Annotated in this window: 14 protein-coding genes, 1 tRNA gene, 1 pseudogene and 1 riboswitch; of the genes and pseudogenes, 7 read left to right on the top strand and 9 right to left on the bottom strand. The window is 70.9% G+C overall.

Annotated features, from left to right (window positions below):
- Positions 1-16 precede the first annotated feature (16 nt).
- Together AC4OXY_RS25005 and AC4OXY_RS25000 are read right to left on the bottom strand one after the other, a co-directional pair.
- Positions 17-232 (bottom strand): annotated as a pseudogene (locus tag AC4OXY_RS25005) (helix-turn-helix domain-containing protein); the annotation flags it as partial.
- 7 nt (positions 233-239) lie between these two features.
- Positions 240-1,070: a hypothetical protein gene (locus tag AC4OXY_RS25000; RefSeq protein WP_376287788.1), complete on the bottom strand. Its 831-nt coding sequence runs from the start codon at positions 1,068-1,070 to the stop codon at positions 240-242.
- A gap of 367 nt (positions 1,071-1,437) precedes the next feature.
- Here AC4OXY_RS25000 and AC4OXY_RS24995 point away from each other — a divergent pair, with 367 nt between their 5' ends.
- The 4 genes from AC4OXY_RS24995 to AC4OXY_RS24980 all read left to right on the top strand — a co-directional run bounded on the left by AC4OXY_RS24995 (position 1,438) and on the right by AC4OXY_RS24980 (position 6,600).
- The gene (locus tag AC4OXY_RS24995) at positions 1,438-3,042 is read left to right on the top strand and encodes a sensor histidine kinase (RefSeq protein WP_491991100.1); all 1,605 of its coding nucleotides are present in this window, start codon (positions 1,438-1,440) and stop codon (positions 3,040-3,042) included.
- Complete coding sequence (locus AC4OXY_RS24990; RefSeq protein WP_491991099.1) at positions 3,033-3,716, top strand: LuxR C-terminal-related transcriptional regulator; 684 nt, start codon at positions 3,033-3,035, stop codon at positions 3,714-3,716. Before AC4OXY_RS24995 ends, AC4OXY_RS24990 begins: the two co-directional genes overlap by 10 nt.
- 88 nt (positions 3,717-3,804) lie before the next feature.
- Positions 3,805-5,001 (top strand): alpha/beta hydrolase family protein, encoded by a 1,197-nt coding sequence (locus tag AC4OXY_RS24985; RefSeq protein ID WP_491991098.1) that lies wholly within the window; start codon positions 3,805-3,807, stop codon positions 4,999-5,001.
- A gap of 474 nt (positions 5,002-5,475) precedes the next feature.
- Positions 5,476-6,600 (top strand): PP2C family protein-serine/threonine phosphatase, encoded by a 1,125-nt coding sequence (locus AC4OXY_RS24980; protein ID WP_356029942.1) that lies wholly within the window; start codon positions 5,476-5,478, stop codon positions 6,598-6,600.
- Between the two features lie 72 nt (positions 6,601-6,672).
- Here the strand turns inward: AC4OXY_RS24980 and AC4OXY_RS24975 are convergent, their stop codons facing one another.
- The 4 genes from AC4OXY_RS24975 to AC4OXY_RS24960 all read right to left on the bottom strand — a co-directional run bounded on the left by AC4OXY_RS24975 (position 6,673) and on the right by AC4OXY_RS24960 (position 9,634).
- Positions 6,673-7,329: a DUF2637 domain-containing protein gene (locus AC4OXY_RS24975; protein ID WP_356029943.1), complete on the bottom strand. Its 657-nt coding sequence runs from the start codon at positions 7,327-7,329 to the stop codon at positions 6,673-6,675.
- A 10-nt stretch (positions 7,330-7,339) separates the two neighbouring features.
- The gene (locus AC4OXY_RS24970; RefSeq protein WP_356029944.1) at positions 7,340-7,525 is read right to left on the bottom strand and encodes a hypothetical protein; all 186 of its coding nucleotides are present in this window, start codon (positions 7,523-7,525) and stop codon (positions 7,340-7,342) included.
- A gap of 181 nt (positions 7,526-7,706) precedes the next feature.
- A complete protein-coding gene (locus AC4OXY_RS24965; RefSeq protein WP_356029945.1) occupies positions 7,707-8,285 on the bottom strand; it encodes a TetR/AcrR family transcriptional regulator in 579 nt (192 codons plus the stop codon).
- 644 nt (positions 8,286-8,929) lie between these two features.
- Entirely contained in the window at positions 8,930-9,634 is a 705-nt protein-coding gene (locus AC4OXY_RS24960) for a TetR/AcrR family transcriptional regulator (protein WP_356029946.1), read from the bottom strand.
- A gap of 131 nt (positions 9,635-9,765) precedes the next feature.
- Between AC4OXY_RS24960 and AC4OXY_RS24955 the strand changes: the two genes are divergently transcribed.
- Complete coding sequence (locus tag AC4OXY_RS24955; protein ID WP_491991097.1) at positions 9,766-10,392, top strand: NADPH-dependent FMN reductase; 627 nt, start codon at positions 9,766-9,768, stop codon at positions 10,390-10,392.
- A gap of 14 nt (positions 10,393-10,406) precedes the next feature.
- The gene (locus AC4OXY_RS24950) at positions 10,407-11,831 is read left to right on the top strand and encodes a DHA2 family efflux MFS transporter permease subunit (protein ID WP_356029948.1); all 1,425 of its coding nucleotides are present in this window, start codon (positions 10,407-10,409) and stop codon (positions 11,829-11,831) included.
- Between the two features lie 22 nt (positions 11,832-11,853).
- On the opposite strand, the gene AC4OXY_RS24945 is transcribed toward AC4OXY_RS24950, so the two are convergent.
- Together AC4OXY_RS24945 and AC4OXY_RS24940 are read right to left on the bottom strand one after the other, a co-directional pair.
- Complete coding sequence (locus AC4OXY_RS24945; protein WP_356029949.1) at positions 11,854-12,513, bottom strand: GTP cyclohydrolase II; 660 nt, start codon at positions 12,511-12,513, stop codon at positions 11,854-11,856.
- A gap of 109 nt (positions 12,514-12,622) precedes the next feature.
- On the bottom strand, positions 12,623-13,159 hold the full coding sequence (locus AC4OXY_RS24940) for a MarR family winged helix-turn-helix transcriptional regulator (protein ID WP_491991096.1): 537 nt from the start codon (positions 13,157-13,159) through the stop codon (positions 12,623-12,625).
- Between the two features lie 98 nt (positions 13,160-13,257).
- Here AC4OXY_RS24940 and AC4OXY_RS24935 point away from each other — a divergent pair, with 98 nt between their 5' ends.
- A complete protein-coding gene (locus AC4OXY_RS24935; RefSeq protein ID WP_491991095.1) occupies positions 13,258-14,391 on the top strand; it encodes a dihydrofolate reductase family protein in 1,134 nt (377 codons plus the stop codon).
- A 74-nt stretch (positions 14,392-14,465) separates the two neighbouring features.
- Here AC4OXY_RS24935 and AC4OXY_RS24930 read toward each other — a convergent pair.
- Positions 14,466-14,539 (bottom strand) — tRNA-Met (locus AC4OXY_RS24930).
- Positions 14,540-14,867: 328 nt separating this feature from the next.
- Positions 14,868-15,034: riboswitch (cyclic di-AMP (ydaO/yuaA leader) on the top strand.

The following is a 15,034-nucleotide window of genomic DNA, read 5'->3' as shown; positions in this document are numbered from 1 at the left end:
CGAAGAACGTGGCCGGCACACCCAAAGCAATGGCCAGCTGCGCAACGACCGAGGCTGAAGGCCGACTCTGGCCCAGCTCGTACTGGCTGACCGCTGCTGGTGTAAGCCCAACCTTCCTGGCGAGCTCGTTCTTCCGGAGTCCCCGAAGCTGACGGGCTGTGGTCAGAGCTTCAGGTTCGAAGGAGCGGGAGGCGAATTCAGCGCCTCTCGATCCTCGAAGCGGTGTCGGCATGGATTTCTCAGTCTGTGTTCTCGCGCAAGTCGCGCGTCTCGTCAGTGCGCCGGCGAAGCGGCAGCTCGTTCTCTTCGAGGTCGGTGTAGTCCAGAGCCTTCGGCGCCTTCCCTGTAACGGGCCGACCCTCGTTGGAATCCGTTGCAGACGGCAGCTCGCCGTCTCGATCCGGAAGTCCCGCTGAGGGCAGACCGACCTGGTAGACGAGTGCGTCCTTTGCCGACCGCGGAGCCGGGAGGCTCAGCTGGAGATCATTATGGATCTCGAGTGTGCCATCAAGCCAAGGCGAACCGCCTTCTCGGTTGTCGCGCGGAAGGCCCACTTCGATGACGCAGTTTCCCGTCTCCGGGTCACCCGTGTGCATGATCCGAACATGCCCCTGCCGAACAACTTCAGCGAAGCTGTCAGCCCAGTCCGGGTCATGGTCGAACGCCAGCTGCCCCTTCATCGAGCTGTTCAGCACGGCACCTCGGAGCCGAGCGGCACTGCCGTCCCAGCTGAGCTGTTCGAGCTTGTCCCGCACCTTGTCAGGTGCGGTCAGCGGGAACTTGTAGATCCTCACGACCCACGACCCGGAGATGACCTCGATGGCCCCACCGGCCACCCTTCGGACCGGAATCCCTGCTTGGTTGAGCCTCTGGAAGGAGAGGTTGGCGATGTTCCGCCAGACCAGCTGAGCGAAGGTGCCGTTGTCGTCCCCGTGTGACGGGTCATGACGGTCGGCATTGGTCGCGTATACCTCGCGCGCGACGTCCCGGACGATCTCCAGCACCTGCTGGAGCTCACTCACTGCCTGCTGCAGAGCGATTTCCAGCCACCAATTCTGTGTGGGAATCAAGTGATTGGGCGTGATGGTGCTCGCACTTCAAGTGCATAGGTGCGCCTGCCTCAAGTCGCCGCTCGCTGCGACTACCTACGGCAGGCGGCAAGAGTGGCGCAGGCAGGCGGAGCTCACCTTGGTACGCAGAGCACTCCCCGCACGTCCCGTCTGTCTCTTTCCCTGCCGACACTTCCGCAGAGGCTTCCCGGCCGGAGTAGGTGTTTGCCTACCCCGGAAGTAGGTTTCGGCCCATGGTGCTTGCCGGTTCCCGCGCAGCAGCATGATCTCCAGGCCACAGCGCGTGGCCGGGGAGATGAGACGAGGGGCGGATATGTGGCCGTTTCCGGTTCCGGTGAACGGGGCGCCCTGGCCGGGGGGCGTGCTCGTGGCGTTGACCACGGTCTGTGTCGTGCTGGCCTTCAGGGCGGAGCAGGTGTGGGACCGGCCGACGCGTGGCGCGCGACCGGTTGGGCGGATCGGCTGGCCGGTCGTGGCGGGGTTGGTGGGTACGGCCGCGTACGGCAGTGTGCCGGCTCTGGTGCTTGCCCTGCACAACACCGAAGGAACGGGCGGCTACGTCGTCACCGTGCCAGATCTCCAGCCCGACGGGCTGCTCGCGTCGGCGCTGCTGATGGCCGGCCTACTGGCCACCACGCTGCTCTCCTCGGCGCGCGTGCCCAGGCGGTGGGTACTGCCCGTGGTCGCGGCGGTGACCGGCGAACTGCTGGAATGGACGTACTGGCTCACTCATGCGGTCACGCGTTCCTCTGTTTCCTACGGCCTGACACCCCTGAATATCCTGGTGGGCTGTGTGAGCATCCCGGTGCTCGCCGCCTTCGCCGGTGCGGCTCTGCGCCGGCCGGCGAACGGTAGGCCCGAGCGCCTTGCCGGAGCCGATGCGCTCAGGTCCGCGCGCTGGGCCCTGCTGCTGCCCGCCATCGTTGTGATGACCGGCAACCTGTTCGGCCTCGATCTGTGGCAGTCCGCGCCGCCGGGCACCGGGATCGGACCGGCAGTGGTGAGTTACCTGGTCGGGCTGGCACTGCTGGCGGCCGTCGTGGCCGGGCTGGTGCGGTGGCCGAGGGCGGCGGCGAACCTGGCTGTCCTGGGGCTGGTGGGGATCGGGGTGTACGACATCGCACAGAGCGGGTTCGGGCAACACCTGGTGGAAGTACGGAAGTTCGGCTCCCCAGGCATGCCGGCGCCGTCCCTCAACTTTGAGATGGTGGCTCACCATGCGTCGGTCCTCGGCGGCATCCAGGGGGCCGTGCTGCTGGCCCTCGGGCTGTGGCTGCTGCCGAGGACCGTGCTGGCGGATGCCGGTCGGCTGCTCGGTCGGGGGCCGGACCCGGCGCTGGCCCGACGGGTGCGGGAGCTGACCGAGACACGGGCCGACGCGGTCAGCTCCGCGGCCGCGGAGCTGCGCAGGATCGAGCGAGACCTGCACGACGGCGCACAGGGACGGCTGGTCACCATCGGGATGAACCTCCGGGTCGCGGAGGAGATGATCCACAGCGATCCGCACGAGGCCGCCGCTCTCGTCGTGGAGGCCCGCGTCGCCTCTGCGGCGGCACTGGAGGAACTGCGCGGCCTGATCAGAGGGATGCACCCGCCGATGCTGGCCGACCGGGGTCTGGGGGAGGCGGTCCGGGCGCTCGCGCTGGACCTGCCCCTGCCGTGTGAGACCGAGATCGAGCTGCCCGGGCGGCTCGCCGCCCCGCTGGAGTCGGCCTGCTACTTCGCCGTCGCCGAGGTGGTCACCAACGCCGTCCGGCACGCCTCGGCGCACGGCCTGCAGATCCGCATGGCCCGGACGGGCGGGCTGCTGCGCATCGAGGTGGTCGACGACGGGGTGGGGGGCGCGGATCCCGCCCGGGGCACCGGGCTGGCCGGGGTGGAGCGACGGCTGGCGGCCTTCGACGGCATCCTGGCGGTCAGCAGCCCGCCTGGTGGGCCGACGATCGTGGTCATGGAGGTGCCGTGCGCGTAGTCGTCGCGGAGGATCTCTTCCTGCTCCGGGAGGGGCTGGTCCGGCTCCTCAAGGCACGTGGGTTCGAGATCGTGGCGGCCACCGACAGCGCGCCGGGTCTGCTCGGTGCGCTGCTGGAGTTCCGGCCGGACCTGGCGATCGTGGACATCAGGCTGCCGCCCACCCACACCGATGACGGACTCCGTGCGGCGCTGTCCGCCCGGGAACGGATACCCGGGCTGCCGATCCTGCTGCTCTCGCAGTACGTCGAGCAGATCTACGCCGAGGAGCTGCTCGCCGACCAGGCCGGAGGGGTCGGCTACCTGCTCAAGGACCGGGTCTTCAGCGACGACCAGTTCGTCGACGTGATCCGTACGGTCGCCGCGGGCGGCACGGTCATGGACCCCGAAGTGGTCACCAAGCTGCTCGGCCGCCGCAGCCGTGGCGAACGCGAACCCCTCTCCAGGCTTACCGAACGGGAAGGCCAGGTGCTGGAGCTCATGGCCGAGGGACGCTCCAACAGCGCCATCGCGAACCGGCTCTTCATCAGCGAGAAGGCCGTGTCCAAGCACAGCACGAGCATCTTCACCAAGCTGGAGCTCGCCCCTTCTGACGACGACAACCGCCGGGTGTTGGCCGTACTCGCCTACCTCATGTCCGCGCCGGGGGACGGCCGCACTCCACCGAGCCACTGAGCTGATCAAGACCGGAACAGTGCCGCCTGGGGCCGACGGCCCAGGCGCCGCGCGTAGCTCACTGCTGCCCAGAACCCAGGGAGGGTCCATGACAACCACGCCGTTCATGAACCGAGAAGGAATGACGCGCCGCCGCATGCTCGGAGCCGCGCTGGCAGTCGGGGCCGCCATGCCGATGGGCATCGCCCGCCCAGCGTGGGCAGCTTCGAACGCCCCGGGCCCGGTGCAGCTCACCCTGCCCGTGCCCACCGGACCGTACCCGGTCGGCACGGTGCCCCTGCACCTCGTCGACACTTCACGTCCGGATCCCGTGGCCGGCCCCGGGCATCACCGCGAGCTGATGGCCGCCGTCTGGTACCCCGCCCGGGGCGTCAAACGGGGCCCATTGGCCTCCTGGACGTCCCCCGCCGTGGTGCGGGCACTCCTCACGGCGCAGGGCTTTCCGGCCGATGTCGCGGTGGCACCGCTCACGGCAGGCCACGAGGGCGCCCCGGTACTGCGAACAGGCCGCCGACTGCCCGTCGTCGTCTTCTCGCACGGCGCGCACGATCACCGTGCGGACGCCACCATCGTGGTGCAGGAGCTCGCCAGCCACGGATATGTGGTGGTCACGGTGGACCACACGTACGACGCGTTCAGCGTGTTCCCCGACGGCCGGCTCACGGTCCCGCTCGACATACCCAACCTGACACCACGGGACTTCGCCACCGACATACGGTTCGTGCTCGACCGCGTCGAGGACCTCGCCGCCGGGCGCAACCCCGACGCCGAACAACGACTGCCGCCGGCCGGCCTGCTCGGCGCCCCCGATCCGCAGCGCATCGGCATGTTCGGCTGGTCGAAGGGCGCGTCGGCGACGGCGTTCGTGATGAGCGAGGACCCGCGTGTCCGGGCCGGGCTGAGCTTCGACGGGCCGATGCAGCCGACGGTCACCACCGACCTGGACCGGCCGTTCATGCTGATGACCGCCGAGTACCCCCGGGCCACGCAGCCGAGCGTCGCCGAGTTCTGGTCGCACCTGCGGGGGTGGCGGCTCAACGTCCAGGCGGAGGGCGCGGTTCACTCGTCGTACTGCGACGTCCAGTTCCTGATCCCACAGCTGGCACAGGCCGTCGGGATGAGCGACGCGGATCTTCAGTCCTGGATCGGCACACTGGATCCGGCCCGGGCGGTGCGGATCCAGCAGGCCTACCCGCTCGCCTTCTTCGACCTGCACCTGCGGCACCGGGGGCACCTGCTCGACGGCCCATCCCCGGCCTTCCCGGAGGTGAAGTTCATCTCATGACGCGACAGACCGCGTCACTCAGGGCTCGCCGTCACGACAACCGACATCCGCTGCTGCCGCGGACTCGACGTCGGCGCTCCTGCGCGGTGGAGTCCTGCTTCGGGGCGCGTATCTGTGCTGGTCAAACCCATGGTCTGCGTGAGCGATGCGTGAGCGGACGGCGTGGCACGAGCCGTCATGAGGTGCACCGCGCATCACACCGCACATGCTCTGACCAGGTGGTTCCGGACACCCAAGCAGCGTCCGGAACCACCCGGCACACCCCGACCAGGACTTTTAATCCATTGGTTGTGGGTTCGAGTCCCACAGGGCCTACGGACGGCGGGCGGGGGATCTTCCCCTTCGGCTCGCCACGCGGCGCCCGGACCGGCTTCGGCCGGTCCGGGCGCCGTGGTGTTTCCGGGGCGGGCGGCCGGATCCCGCGCGTGGGTGCTTCCGGTCGTCAGCCGCTGCGGCGCGGTGCAGTGTGGATACATGCATCTCCGGCAGGGCGGGGCCGCCGGGCGGCGGCCATGGCGGTCGGGCCATGCGCTGCTGGCGGTTCCGGTCACGATCATCGTGGTGATCACGGCGGTGGACCAACTCGTCCCGGAGGACATCCATCTGGGGCCGTTGCTGGTCATCGCCCCCGCGATCACCGCCTACTTCGCAGGCCCCTGGCTGACCGCGCTGGTCGGGCTGCTGACCGTGGCGGCGCAGGCGTACATCGGCTGGCACTTCGGCGTGCTGCTCACCCGCAACGTGCTGGTGCAGATCCTCGCCCTGGCGGTGCTGTCGGCCCTGGTCGTGGTCTTCTGCGTGCTGCGTGAGCGGCACCGCCGCCAGCTGGCCCGGGTGCGTACGGTCGCCGAGGCCACGCAGCACGTGCTGCTGTGGCCGCTGCCCGACCAGCTCGGCTGTGTGCGGGTCGCCGTGCTGTACATGGCGGCCGAGGACGAGGCCCAGATCGGCGGCGACCTGTACGCGGCCACCCCCGTCGACGGCGGTGTCCGGATCATGATCGGAGACGTGCGCGGCAAGGGCCTGCCGGCCATCGGCGAGGCCGCCCTGCTGATCGGGGCCTTCCGGGAGGCCGCCCACCAGCACGCCGGTCTGCCGGCGCTGGCCGCCGCGCTGGAACAGAGCGTGACCCGGAACCTGGCCCAGCTGGCGCCCACCGGGGAGAGCGGGGAGCAGTTCGCCACCGCGCTGCTGCTGGAGGTCCCCGACGACGACCGCGTCACCCGGATCATCAGCTGCGGGCACCCCCCACCGCTGCTGCTCGGCCCGGACAGCGCGGTCACGGTTCCCCTGCACCCGGCGCCCCCGCTGGGGATCGGCCGGCTGGCGCCGAGCACGTACACCGTCGACGTGCTCTCCTTCGAGCCCGGCGACACGCTCCTGCTCTACACCGACGGCGTCATCGAGGCCCGGGACACCTCGGGTGCCTTCTATCCGCTCGCCGAGCGGGCCGTGCTGTGGGCCGGACAGAGCCCCGAGAAGCTGGTGCACTCGCTCCGGCGCGATCTGCTCGCGCACGTCGGCGGCCGCCTCGACGACGACGCGGCGGTCATCGCGCTGTGCCGCACACCCGGCCCGCACCACGGCCACCACCGGTGAGGCACCGGTGGGGAACCGGCGGGGCACCGGCGGGTCAGGTCCGGGTACGGCGGCCCTGCCGGTGCCCCCGTCTCACAGGCTGTCGTACGGCCCCTGCGGTTTGGTGCCGCGCCGGTCGTGCGCGGCGTGCCGGGGTCTGGTCACCTTGGACGAGACCTGGCCGACGATCTCCCAGAAACACACCAGTGCGGTGATCGGCGGAATTCCGAAGATGATCAGTGAAAGCAGTGAATGTGATGAATGGCTGACGCACAGGGCGACGGCCATCGCGGAGGCGCCCAGCAGAACGCACCAGGACCGCCGCGCGCTCCGATTCTGCACGGTGGCCCGCAGAATGGAGAGGGCAGCCACGAGCCACGGTCCGTACACCGTCAGCGGCCACCACCGTGCCAAGTGCATCGGCAATACGCCGGACGCGGTGGCACGGAGCTGTGCATAGGAATAAGAAAAAGACCAGCCCAACATGCACACCGCGCACACCGAGATGGTGGCGATCAGGATCGTGACGTGTGCCCCGCGCTGGCTGTCGCGCATCCAGCGGGAATCCGCGTGGACCCGCCGCCGGTTGCGCCGGTGACTGGAGCGTCCGGCCGGCGGAGCCTCGTCGGGTGTGGCCGTGGTGGCCGCTCCCGACAGCATCTGGGCCAGCTCCTCGACCGGATCCCACTGCATCTCGATCGTGCTGAACTCGGCGTCACAGAAGATGTCTTCATTGTGAATCCTGTCCATCAGATAAGTCCTACAGCCCCACCATCGCCCGCGAGTAATCACTTTCCAGCTGGCTGATCCTTCTCAGGAAATCGTCGAGAAGATCCGAACAACCGTCGATGAGCCCGTCGAGGAACCCGTCACGGTCGCTGGAGTCCAGCTGGAGTGTGATGGTCCCGTGAAGGTTGCCGGCTGCATGCCTTTCGGTGCGTGTCACGACCGCCTAACGAGCCCCTCATGAGGCGCGGGTGTCGGGCATTCGGGTATTTCTGTAACTCGAAAGTGTGCCCTGTGGGCCTAATGAAGCAATTGGCGAAAATGTGAGTGGGCAGGAAATTGCATTCCGTGAATATAGCGGGGATGCCCCGCTTCTGGCCTAGTCCGCCCTCTCTTCCGGCCTAGTCCGAGATGACGATCCGTTCGACGGCGGCGGTCACCAGCTCGTCCCGTTCCGTCTCCGACAGGACGTCCGGCAGGGTGAGCTGTTCGACGATCAGCCAGTTCAGCGAGAGATAGAGCAGTTTTACGGCCGTGGCGTCGCCGGGCAGGCCGGAGGACTCGTGGTAAGCGACGTTGGCGGCGAGGTCGGCGCGCACGCGCTCGGTGAGCACCGCGCGCAGTTCGGGGCGGCGGGTGGCCTCCAGGCGGAGTTCCAGCAGCGCGAGGTAGCCGGTGCGGAAGGAGGCGATCCGGCCGACGAGTTCGCGCATCAGCAGCGCGTACGTCTCCCGGTCGCGGCCGGCCGTGCGCTGGCGGTCGATCGTCGCCTCGTCGGGCTGGAGCCGCTCGTAGACGCGAGCGCCGGCCTGGGTGAGCAGGTCGTCCCGGCTGCCGAAGTAGTTGGACGCCGTGCCGGTGGGCACGGCCGCCTCGGCGTCGACCGCACGGAAGGTCAGCCCCCGCGCGCCCTCCCGGGCCAGCACCTCGATCGCGGCGTCGACGAGCGCGGCCCGCCGCTGGTCATTGCGTCTCACCATGAAATCAGGCTCCCGTGTGGGGTACGTCCGTACCGGGTCGGCTTACCACTCCAGGGAGAGTACTGCGTATGGAGTTGTGCGGCACGGAGACCGGGGTGGGCCGGGGCAAGGATCGGTGCGGGTGCGGGTGCGGGTGCGGGTGCGCGTGCGGGTGAGGGTGTGACGGCCGGGCGGCCGTATCCCGCTCCCGCGTGGGCCGACCCGGTTCCGCTGGGCGTACGCGGCTCCGCTGCCGGAGACCGACCTGGCCGCCTTCCGGTGAGCCCGTCACGCGGCAGCACGCGCGGCCGCGCGGTCGTCGGCGCGATGGATGTCCGCCCGTGCGCGCCTGCCGACGCGGTGGGCATCGACCCGAAGGCGGCCGTCGGCGCTGCCGCCACCATCCCCCGGCCGCGGCCCCCCGGCCGTCCCCTCCTGGCCGCCCCCAGCCGTCGCCTTCGGTGGCCGGTCTTCGAACCGGGTTCGCCCCTCCCGGAGTTCAGGGGGCCGCCCCGTAAGGGTGGCCGTTCGCCGTGGCCGGGTTCCGGTTGCCGGAGTGGGGGAGGTGGGGACGTCGATCGCCCGTGTGGGTCTGGGCGCGTTGGGGGAGGCCGAGCCGGCGTAGATCCGGGACCGGCAGCGGAGGGGGCTCGGCGGGCTGATGTTCAGCCGGTGGGGCCGGCCCCGGCCCGGCCGTAGGCCCGCAGGAAGGCCGCGACCCCGCCGCCGATCAGGCGGTCGGTCTCGGCCGGCGGCAGGGGCAGGACGCCGTAGTGGCTGAGCTGGGTGATCGTGTGCGTCGTCAGGGCCATGAAGTGGGCGGCGGACATGGCCGGGTCGCCGTGCAGGTCGAGCAGGCCGGCCCCGGCGAGGTGGGTCATCGCCTCGGCGACGGCCCGGCCGACCGGCGCCGGTCCCTCCTCGTGCCAGGCCGTCAGGACCTCCGGCGGTACGTGGTCGGCCTCGGCGTGGATGTGCCGGACGAGGGCGAAGTGGTTCGGGTGCTCGGTCATGAGGCCGACGAACGCGCGGGCCAGGGCGACCAGGTCGCGCTCCAGGTCCTCGGCGTGCGGGGGTCGCGCCGGGTCCAGCATCTCGCGCAGCCGGGCCAGTTGGGCGTCGCGGACCTCGCCCGACGTCCAGGTCACCACGGTCTGGAACAGCTGTGCCTTGCCGCCGGGGAAGTGGTTGTAGAGCGTGCGCGTGGAGACGCCGGCCTCGGCGGCGAGCGCGTCGACCGAGGCGCGCGCGTAACCCTCGCGCCCGAAGACCGTGCAGGACGCGCTCGCGATGGCGATCTGCTTCTCCAGTTTGCGCGGGGAGACCTCGCGCCGTGCCCGTTCCAGTCTGGACTTGTTCGTTTCGCTCACGCCCGCCTCCTTCTGTGACCGTCACTCTAGCCGACTGACAACGTTCGTTGTAATTATTACAACGAACGTTGTACCTTGCTGGAGCGGAAGGCCGCAACGGGTGGCCCACCGCAGGAAGATGGGGGACATCTGTGTCTGTGACCAGCAACGAAGCCGTATCCCCGGCCCATGACGCACCGCTGCGCGTCGCCGTCGTCGTCGGCAGCGTCCGCGAGGGACGGGCGGGCCGGGCCGTCGCCGACTGGTTCCTCGGCGCCGCCGCCGGTGACGCCGGCCTCCACCTCGAAGTCATCGACCTCGCCGAGGTGGACCTGCCGCTCGTGCTGCCCGGCTGGGGCGGCGGGCCGGGCCCGGAGACCGCCGCCGTACTGGGCGGCATCTCGCCGCGGCTCGCCGCCGCCGACGCGTTCGTCGTCGTCACGCCCGAGTACAACCACAGCTTCCCGGCGTCCCTGAAGAACTTCGTCGACTGGCACTACACCCAGTGGCAGGCCAAGCCGGTCGGCTTCGTGTCGTACGGCGGTCTCGGCGGCGGGCTGCGCGCGGTCGAGCAACTTCGGCTGGTCTTCGCCGAGTTGCACGCCATGACCGTGCGCGACTCGGTCAGCCTGCACGGGCCCTGGTCCGGCCTCACCGAGGACGGCACCCCGCGCGACGCCGACGTCTGCACCGGTGCCGCCAAGGGCATGCTCGGTCAACTCGCCTGGTGGGGACGGGCGTTGCGGGCCGCGCGCGCCGAGCGTCCCTACGCGGGCTGAGGGCGGGGACGGAGATGAGCAGCAGCGGTACCCGGTCCGTCGCGGCACCGACGTACCGGCCGGCACCCGATCCGGCCATCGCCCTGCGCCGCACGCTCACCGTCACCGTCATCGGCTCGGTGATGTCCGTGCTCGACGTGACGATCGTGAACGTCGCGATGCGTTCGCTCTCGGAGTCCTTCGGCGCCCCGCTGGAGACCGTCCAGTGGACCGCCACCGCCTACGCGCTCGCGCTCGCCGCCGTCGTCCCGGTCGCCGCCTGGGCGATGGCCCGGATCGGCGCCCGGCGTACGTACACGACCGCGCTCGTCCTGTTCACCCTCGGCTCCCTGCTCGCCGCCTGCGCCTGGGACGCGGGCAGCCTCATCGCCTTCCGCGTGGTGCAGGGGCTGGGCGGCGGGCTGCTCCAGCCGGTCGCGATGACGATGGTGCTGAGGGTCGCCGACCGGCGCCGGCTCGGCCGCGCGATGGCCGTCGGCGGACTGCCTGTCCTGGTCGGGCCGGTCGTCGGCCCGATGCTGGGCGGCTGGCTGGTCGACGCGGCGTCCTGGCACTGGATCTTCCTGGTGAACCTGCCCGTGGGCCTCGTCGCCCTGGCCCTCGCGCTGCGGCTGCTGCCGCGCGACGAACCGGACGCGGCGACGCGTGCCGCCGCCCGCCTGGACGTCCCCGGCCTGCTGATGCTCTCGCCGGGTCTCGCCCTGCTGCTCTACGGCCTGGCCCGGGGCGGCGAGGGCGGCGACTTCACCGCCCCCGGCGTCCTGCTGCCCGCCCTCGCCGGTGCCGCCCTGACGGCCGCCTTCGTCCGCCGGGCGCTGACGATCAGTGCACCTCTCCTGGACCTGCGGCTGCTGCGCGACCGCACCTTCGCCGCGGGCATCGCCACACTCGCGCTGTTCACCTGCGGCTACTTCGGCTCGGCGCTGCTCGGCCCGCTGTACTGGCAGCAGGAGCGGGGCCTGAGCGCGACGGCGGCCGGGCTGCTGGGCGCCCCGACCGGGCTTGTCGTCGGTACGGCGATGCAGCTCGCGGCGCGGTGGGTCGACCGGGCCTCGCCGCGCCGGCTCGTCCCGGCCGGCATCGCGCTCGCCGCCCTCGGGATGGCGCTGCTGGCCTGGCAGGCGGGCGTGCCGGGGGTCGCGACCTGGCGGTTCGTCGCCTCGGCCATGGTGATGGGCGCCGGCATCGGCATGGTGCTGATGCCGACGACGGCGACCGCGAGCCGGGACCTGCCCGTGGACCGGATGCCCGCGGCGAGCACCGCGCTCAGCATCAACTCCCAGCTCGGGGCGTCGGTGGGCACGGCGGTGCTGTCGGTGGTGCTCGGCGCGGCGGGCCAGGATCCGGCGGGCTTCCGGATCGCCTACGCGGTGGCGGCGGGCCTGCTGGCCCTCTCCGCTCTGCCGGCCCTGCGCCTCCCCGGCCGCCGCCGGGCGTGAGGCCGGCCCGTGGTCCGCTCCCTCAGCCCGCGGTCCGCTCCGTCAGCCCCGTCCGCTCCGTCAGCTCGGCCAGCGGCAGCGTGTGCTGGGTCTGGAGGACCTTCGCGCGCAGGTAGCGGACGTTGTGGGCGGTGGTGAAGACGCCGGTCGGCACCCGGTCCCGGACGACGACGCCCAGCGACCTCAACTGCTCGGCCTTGTCAGGGTTGTTGGACAGCAGGTCCAGTTCGCCGATGCCGAGGGCGGCGAGCATCTGCGCGGCGGCGGTGTAGTCGCGGGCGTCCTCCGGCAGGCCGAGCGCGGCGTTCGCCTCGTAGGTGTCGAGGCCCTGGTCCTGGAGGGCGTAGGCGTCGAGCTTGTTGTACAGGCCGATGCCGCGGCCCTCCTGGCGCAGGTAGAGCAGCACACCGCCCCGGTCGGCGATGCGCTCGACCGCCTCGCGCAGCTGGGGGCCGCAGTCGCAGCGGGCCGAGCCGAAGACGTCGCCGGTGAGGCACTCGGAGTGCAGCCGCACCAGCGGTACGGAGCCCGGGGCCGGGTCGCCGAGGACGGCGGCGACGTGTTCCTGGCCGTCGGCCAGGCCGTGGAAGGTGACGAGTTCGGCGTCGACGCTGTAGCCGTCGTGGAAGCGCAGCGGAACCCGGACGCGGGCGCGCGGCGTGGCGGCGGGGGTGTCGGGCATGCGGGTCCCTCCAGAGGCGGCTGCTTCAGATTTGAAGCAGTAGTGCACAGGGGACCCTACCTCATGCTTAAAAGTTAAAGCAATTGAATTCGGGAGCGACTCCAGCGATTCACGAGGAGGCGGACGGCGGCTGGGACGACGAACACGACGACCGGCGCCGCCACGGCACATCCCCCGTCCCGGCCTCGGCGTCCTCGTCCTGTAGTCCCCGCGCGACGCTCGTGAAGATGTCCTCCAGCTGCCCCACCTGCGCGGGCGTCAGCCGGTCGAAGAGGGTGCTGCGCACGGTCTCGACGTGCCCGGGCGCCGCGCGCTCCAGCACGGCCATCCCCTCGTCCGTCAGTACGGCGATGCTGCTGCGCCTGTCCCAGCGGCAGTCCTCCCGGCGCACCAGCCCGTCCCGCTCCAGCCGGGTCACCGCGTACGTCAGCCTGCTGCGCGTGATCTTCACCGTCTCGGCGAGATCGGTCATGCGCAGCCGTCGCTCGGGCGCCTCGGAGAGGTTGGCCAGCACCGAGTAGAAAAGGTGGGGCATGCCGGCGTCCTGCTGGAGCTGCCGGTCCATCGCGTCCTCCAGGAGGTGGGTCGCGGCCATGTACGCGCGCCAGGCGCGCTGCTCCTCGGGGCTGAGCCAGCGGGTCGTCATGCGGCCAGTGTAGGTTTGTTTCAAACTTGAACCAAGATCCCGGCTTCGCGGACCCGGACTCCGCAGACCTCGCAGACCTCGCAGGGAGAGTGCGCCCGATGTCGTACCCGTATGTGCTGCTGTCCGCCGCCGTCTCGCTCGACGGCTACCTGGACGACACCGGCCCCGAGCGCCTGCTGCTGTCCGGCCCGGCCGACTTCGACCGGGTCGACGAGGTGCGGGCCGCGTCCGACGCCATCCTCGTGGGGGCCGGCACGATCCGCGCGGACAACCCGCGACTGCTGGTCAACTCGGCCGAGCGCCGCGCGGCCCGGGTCGCGGAGGGCAAGCCCGCATACCCCCTCAAGGTGACCGTCACCGCCTCCGGCGACCTCGACCCGGCCGCGAGGTTCTGGCACACCGGCGGCGCGAAGGTCGTCTACACGACCGACGCCGGTGCCGAGCGCGCCGCACGGCTCCTCGGCGACAGCGCCGAGGTCGTCCCGCTCGGCCCCGGCCTCGACTGGCCGGCGCTCCTGGAGCACCTGTACGTCGTGCACGGCGTGCGGCGCCTGATGGTCGAGGGCGGCGGCACTGTCCACACCCAGCTCCTCCAGCAGGGCCTCGCCGACGAACTCCAGCTGGTCCTCGCCCCGCTCCTCGTCGGTGACCCGGCCGCCCCGCGCCTGTTCGGCCCGGGCGGGTACCAGGCCGGCCGCCTCCGCCTCACCGAGACCCGCCGGATCGAGGACGTCGTCCTCATGCGCTACGAGCCCACCGCCCCCGGCACCGGAGCCGCCCCGGTCGCCGCCGACCGCCACTGGCTGCGCATCGCCTGCGAACTCGCCGCGCTGTGCCCGCCCTCGAAGACGGCGTTCAGCGTCGGCGCGGTGGTCGTCGCGGCCGACGGCACGGAGCTGGCGCGCGGCCACTCGCGCGAGGGGGGCGACCCGGTGGTCCACGCGGAGGAGGCGGCGCTGGCCAAGATCGACCCGGCCGACCCGCGGCTGGCCGCCGCCACGGTCTACAGCAGCCTGGAGCCGTGCGCCCGCCGCGCGTCCCGGCCCGCGCCGTGCGCCGAGCTGATCCTGCGGGCGGGAGTGCGCAGGGTGGTGACGGCGTGGCGCGAGCCGGACACGTTCGTGGAGGCGGCCGACGGGAGCGGGGTTCTGGCGCAGGCCGGGGCCGAGGTGGTCGTACTGCCGGAGTACGAGGCGCGGGCCAAGGCGCCGAACGGGCATCTGGTGCGGTGAGCCGCCGCGCCCCTTCGGGGGCGCGAAACACTCAGGGCCCGGAATCCACTGGATTCCGGGCCCTGAGTCTTCAGTAGCGGGGACAGGATTTGAACCTGCGACCTCTGGGTTATGAGCCCAGCGAGCTACCGAGCTGCTCCACCCCGCGTCGTTGTGTCTCAAGAGTACCCCATGCGAAGGGGTGCTCGCACACCGCTTGATCGCGGGGCCCGCTGCCCGGTGATTCCGGGGCCCGCGATCACGACGCCTTCACCGACGGTGACCGAGCGACCGCCGTCCGCATAACATCTGAGACACCATCAAAAACGCCGAGACCCCTGAACCGTGGCCAACTCGACCGATTTGATTTGGTATTGGCGTATGTGTCCGGCCGGAAAGCATTAACGATCAAGCCGAACGGCTTGGAAAGTGCCTCGCGGGTCTATTAACGTTCGATAACGCAGCGCGGTCGTCCCAGCCGTCACAAGAGGCGGCTCCGTGCGCACGCGCCGAATCCCGCGAGGGAACCGGGGAACCACCACCTTGGGGTGAATCACGCGGACGCCGACGTGAACTCACTGAGTCCACGCCCGGTATACGCGCGTAGGAGACCTTCCTGCTCCGAACCCGTCAGCTAACCCGGTAGGCGACGGAAGGAAAGGAG

It is taken from the genome of Streptomyces sp. HUAS MG56, assembly GCF_058673395.1.
This window is presented reverse-complemented; position numbering and strand designations above follow the sequence as displayed.

Coding starts and splice junctions, on each gene's coding strand:
- AC4OXY_RS24985 (WP_491991098.1), top strand. CDS start 3,805: ATGACAACCACGCCGTTCATGAACCGAGAAGGAATGACGCGCCGCCGC.
- AC4OXY_RS24980 (WP_356029942.1), top strand. CDS start 5,476: ATGCATCTCCGGCAGGGCGGGGCCGCCGGGCGGCGGCCATGGCGGTCG.
- AC4OXY_RS24975 (WP_356029943.1), bottom strand. CDS start 7,329: ATGGACAGGATTCACAATGAAGACATCTTCTGTGACGCCGAGTTCAGC.
- AC4OXY_RS24965 (WP_356029945.1), bottom strand. CDS start 8,285: ATGGTGAGACGCAATGACCAGCGGCGGGCCGCGCTCGTCGACGCCGCG.
- AC4OXY_RS24950 (WP_356029948.1), top strand. CDS start 10,407: ATGAGCAGCAGCGGTACCCGGTCCGTCGCGGCACCGACGTACCGGCCG.
- AC4OXY_RS24945 (WP_356029949.1), bottom strand. CDS start 12,513: ATGCCCGACACCCCCGCCGCCACGCCGCGCGCCCGCGTCCGGGTTCCG.
- AC4OXY_RS24940 (WP_491991096.1), bottom strand. CDS start 13,159: ATGACGACCCGCTGGCTCAGCCCCGAGGAGCAGCGCGCCTGGCGCGCG.
- AC4OXY_RS24935 (WP_491991095.1), top strand. CDS start 13,258: ATGTCGTACCCGTATGTGCTGCTGTCCGCCGCCGTCTCGCTCGACGGC.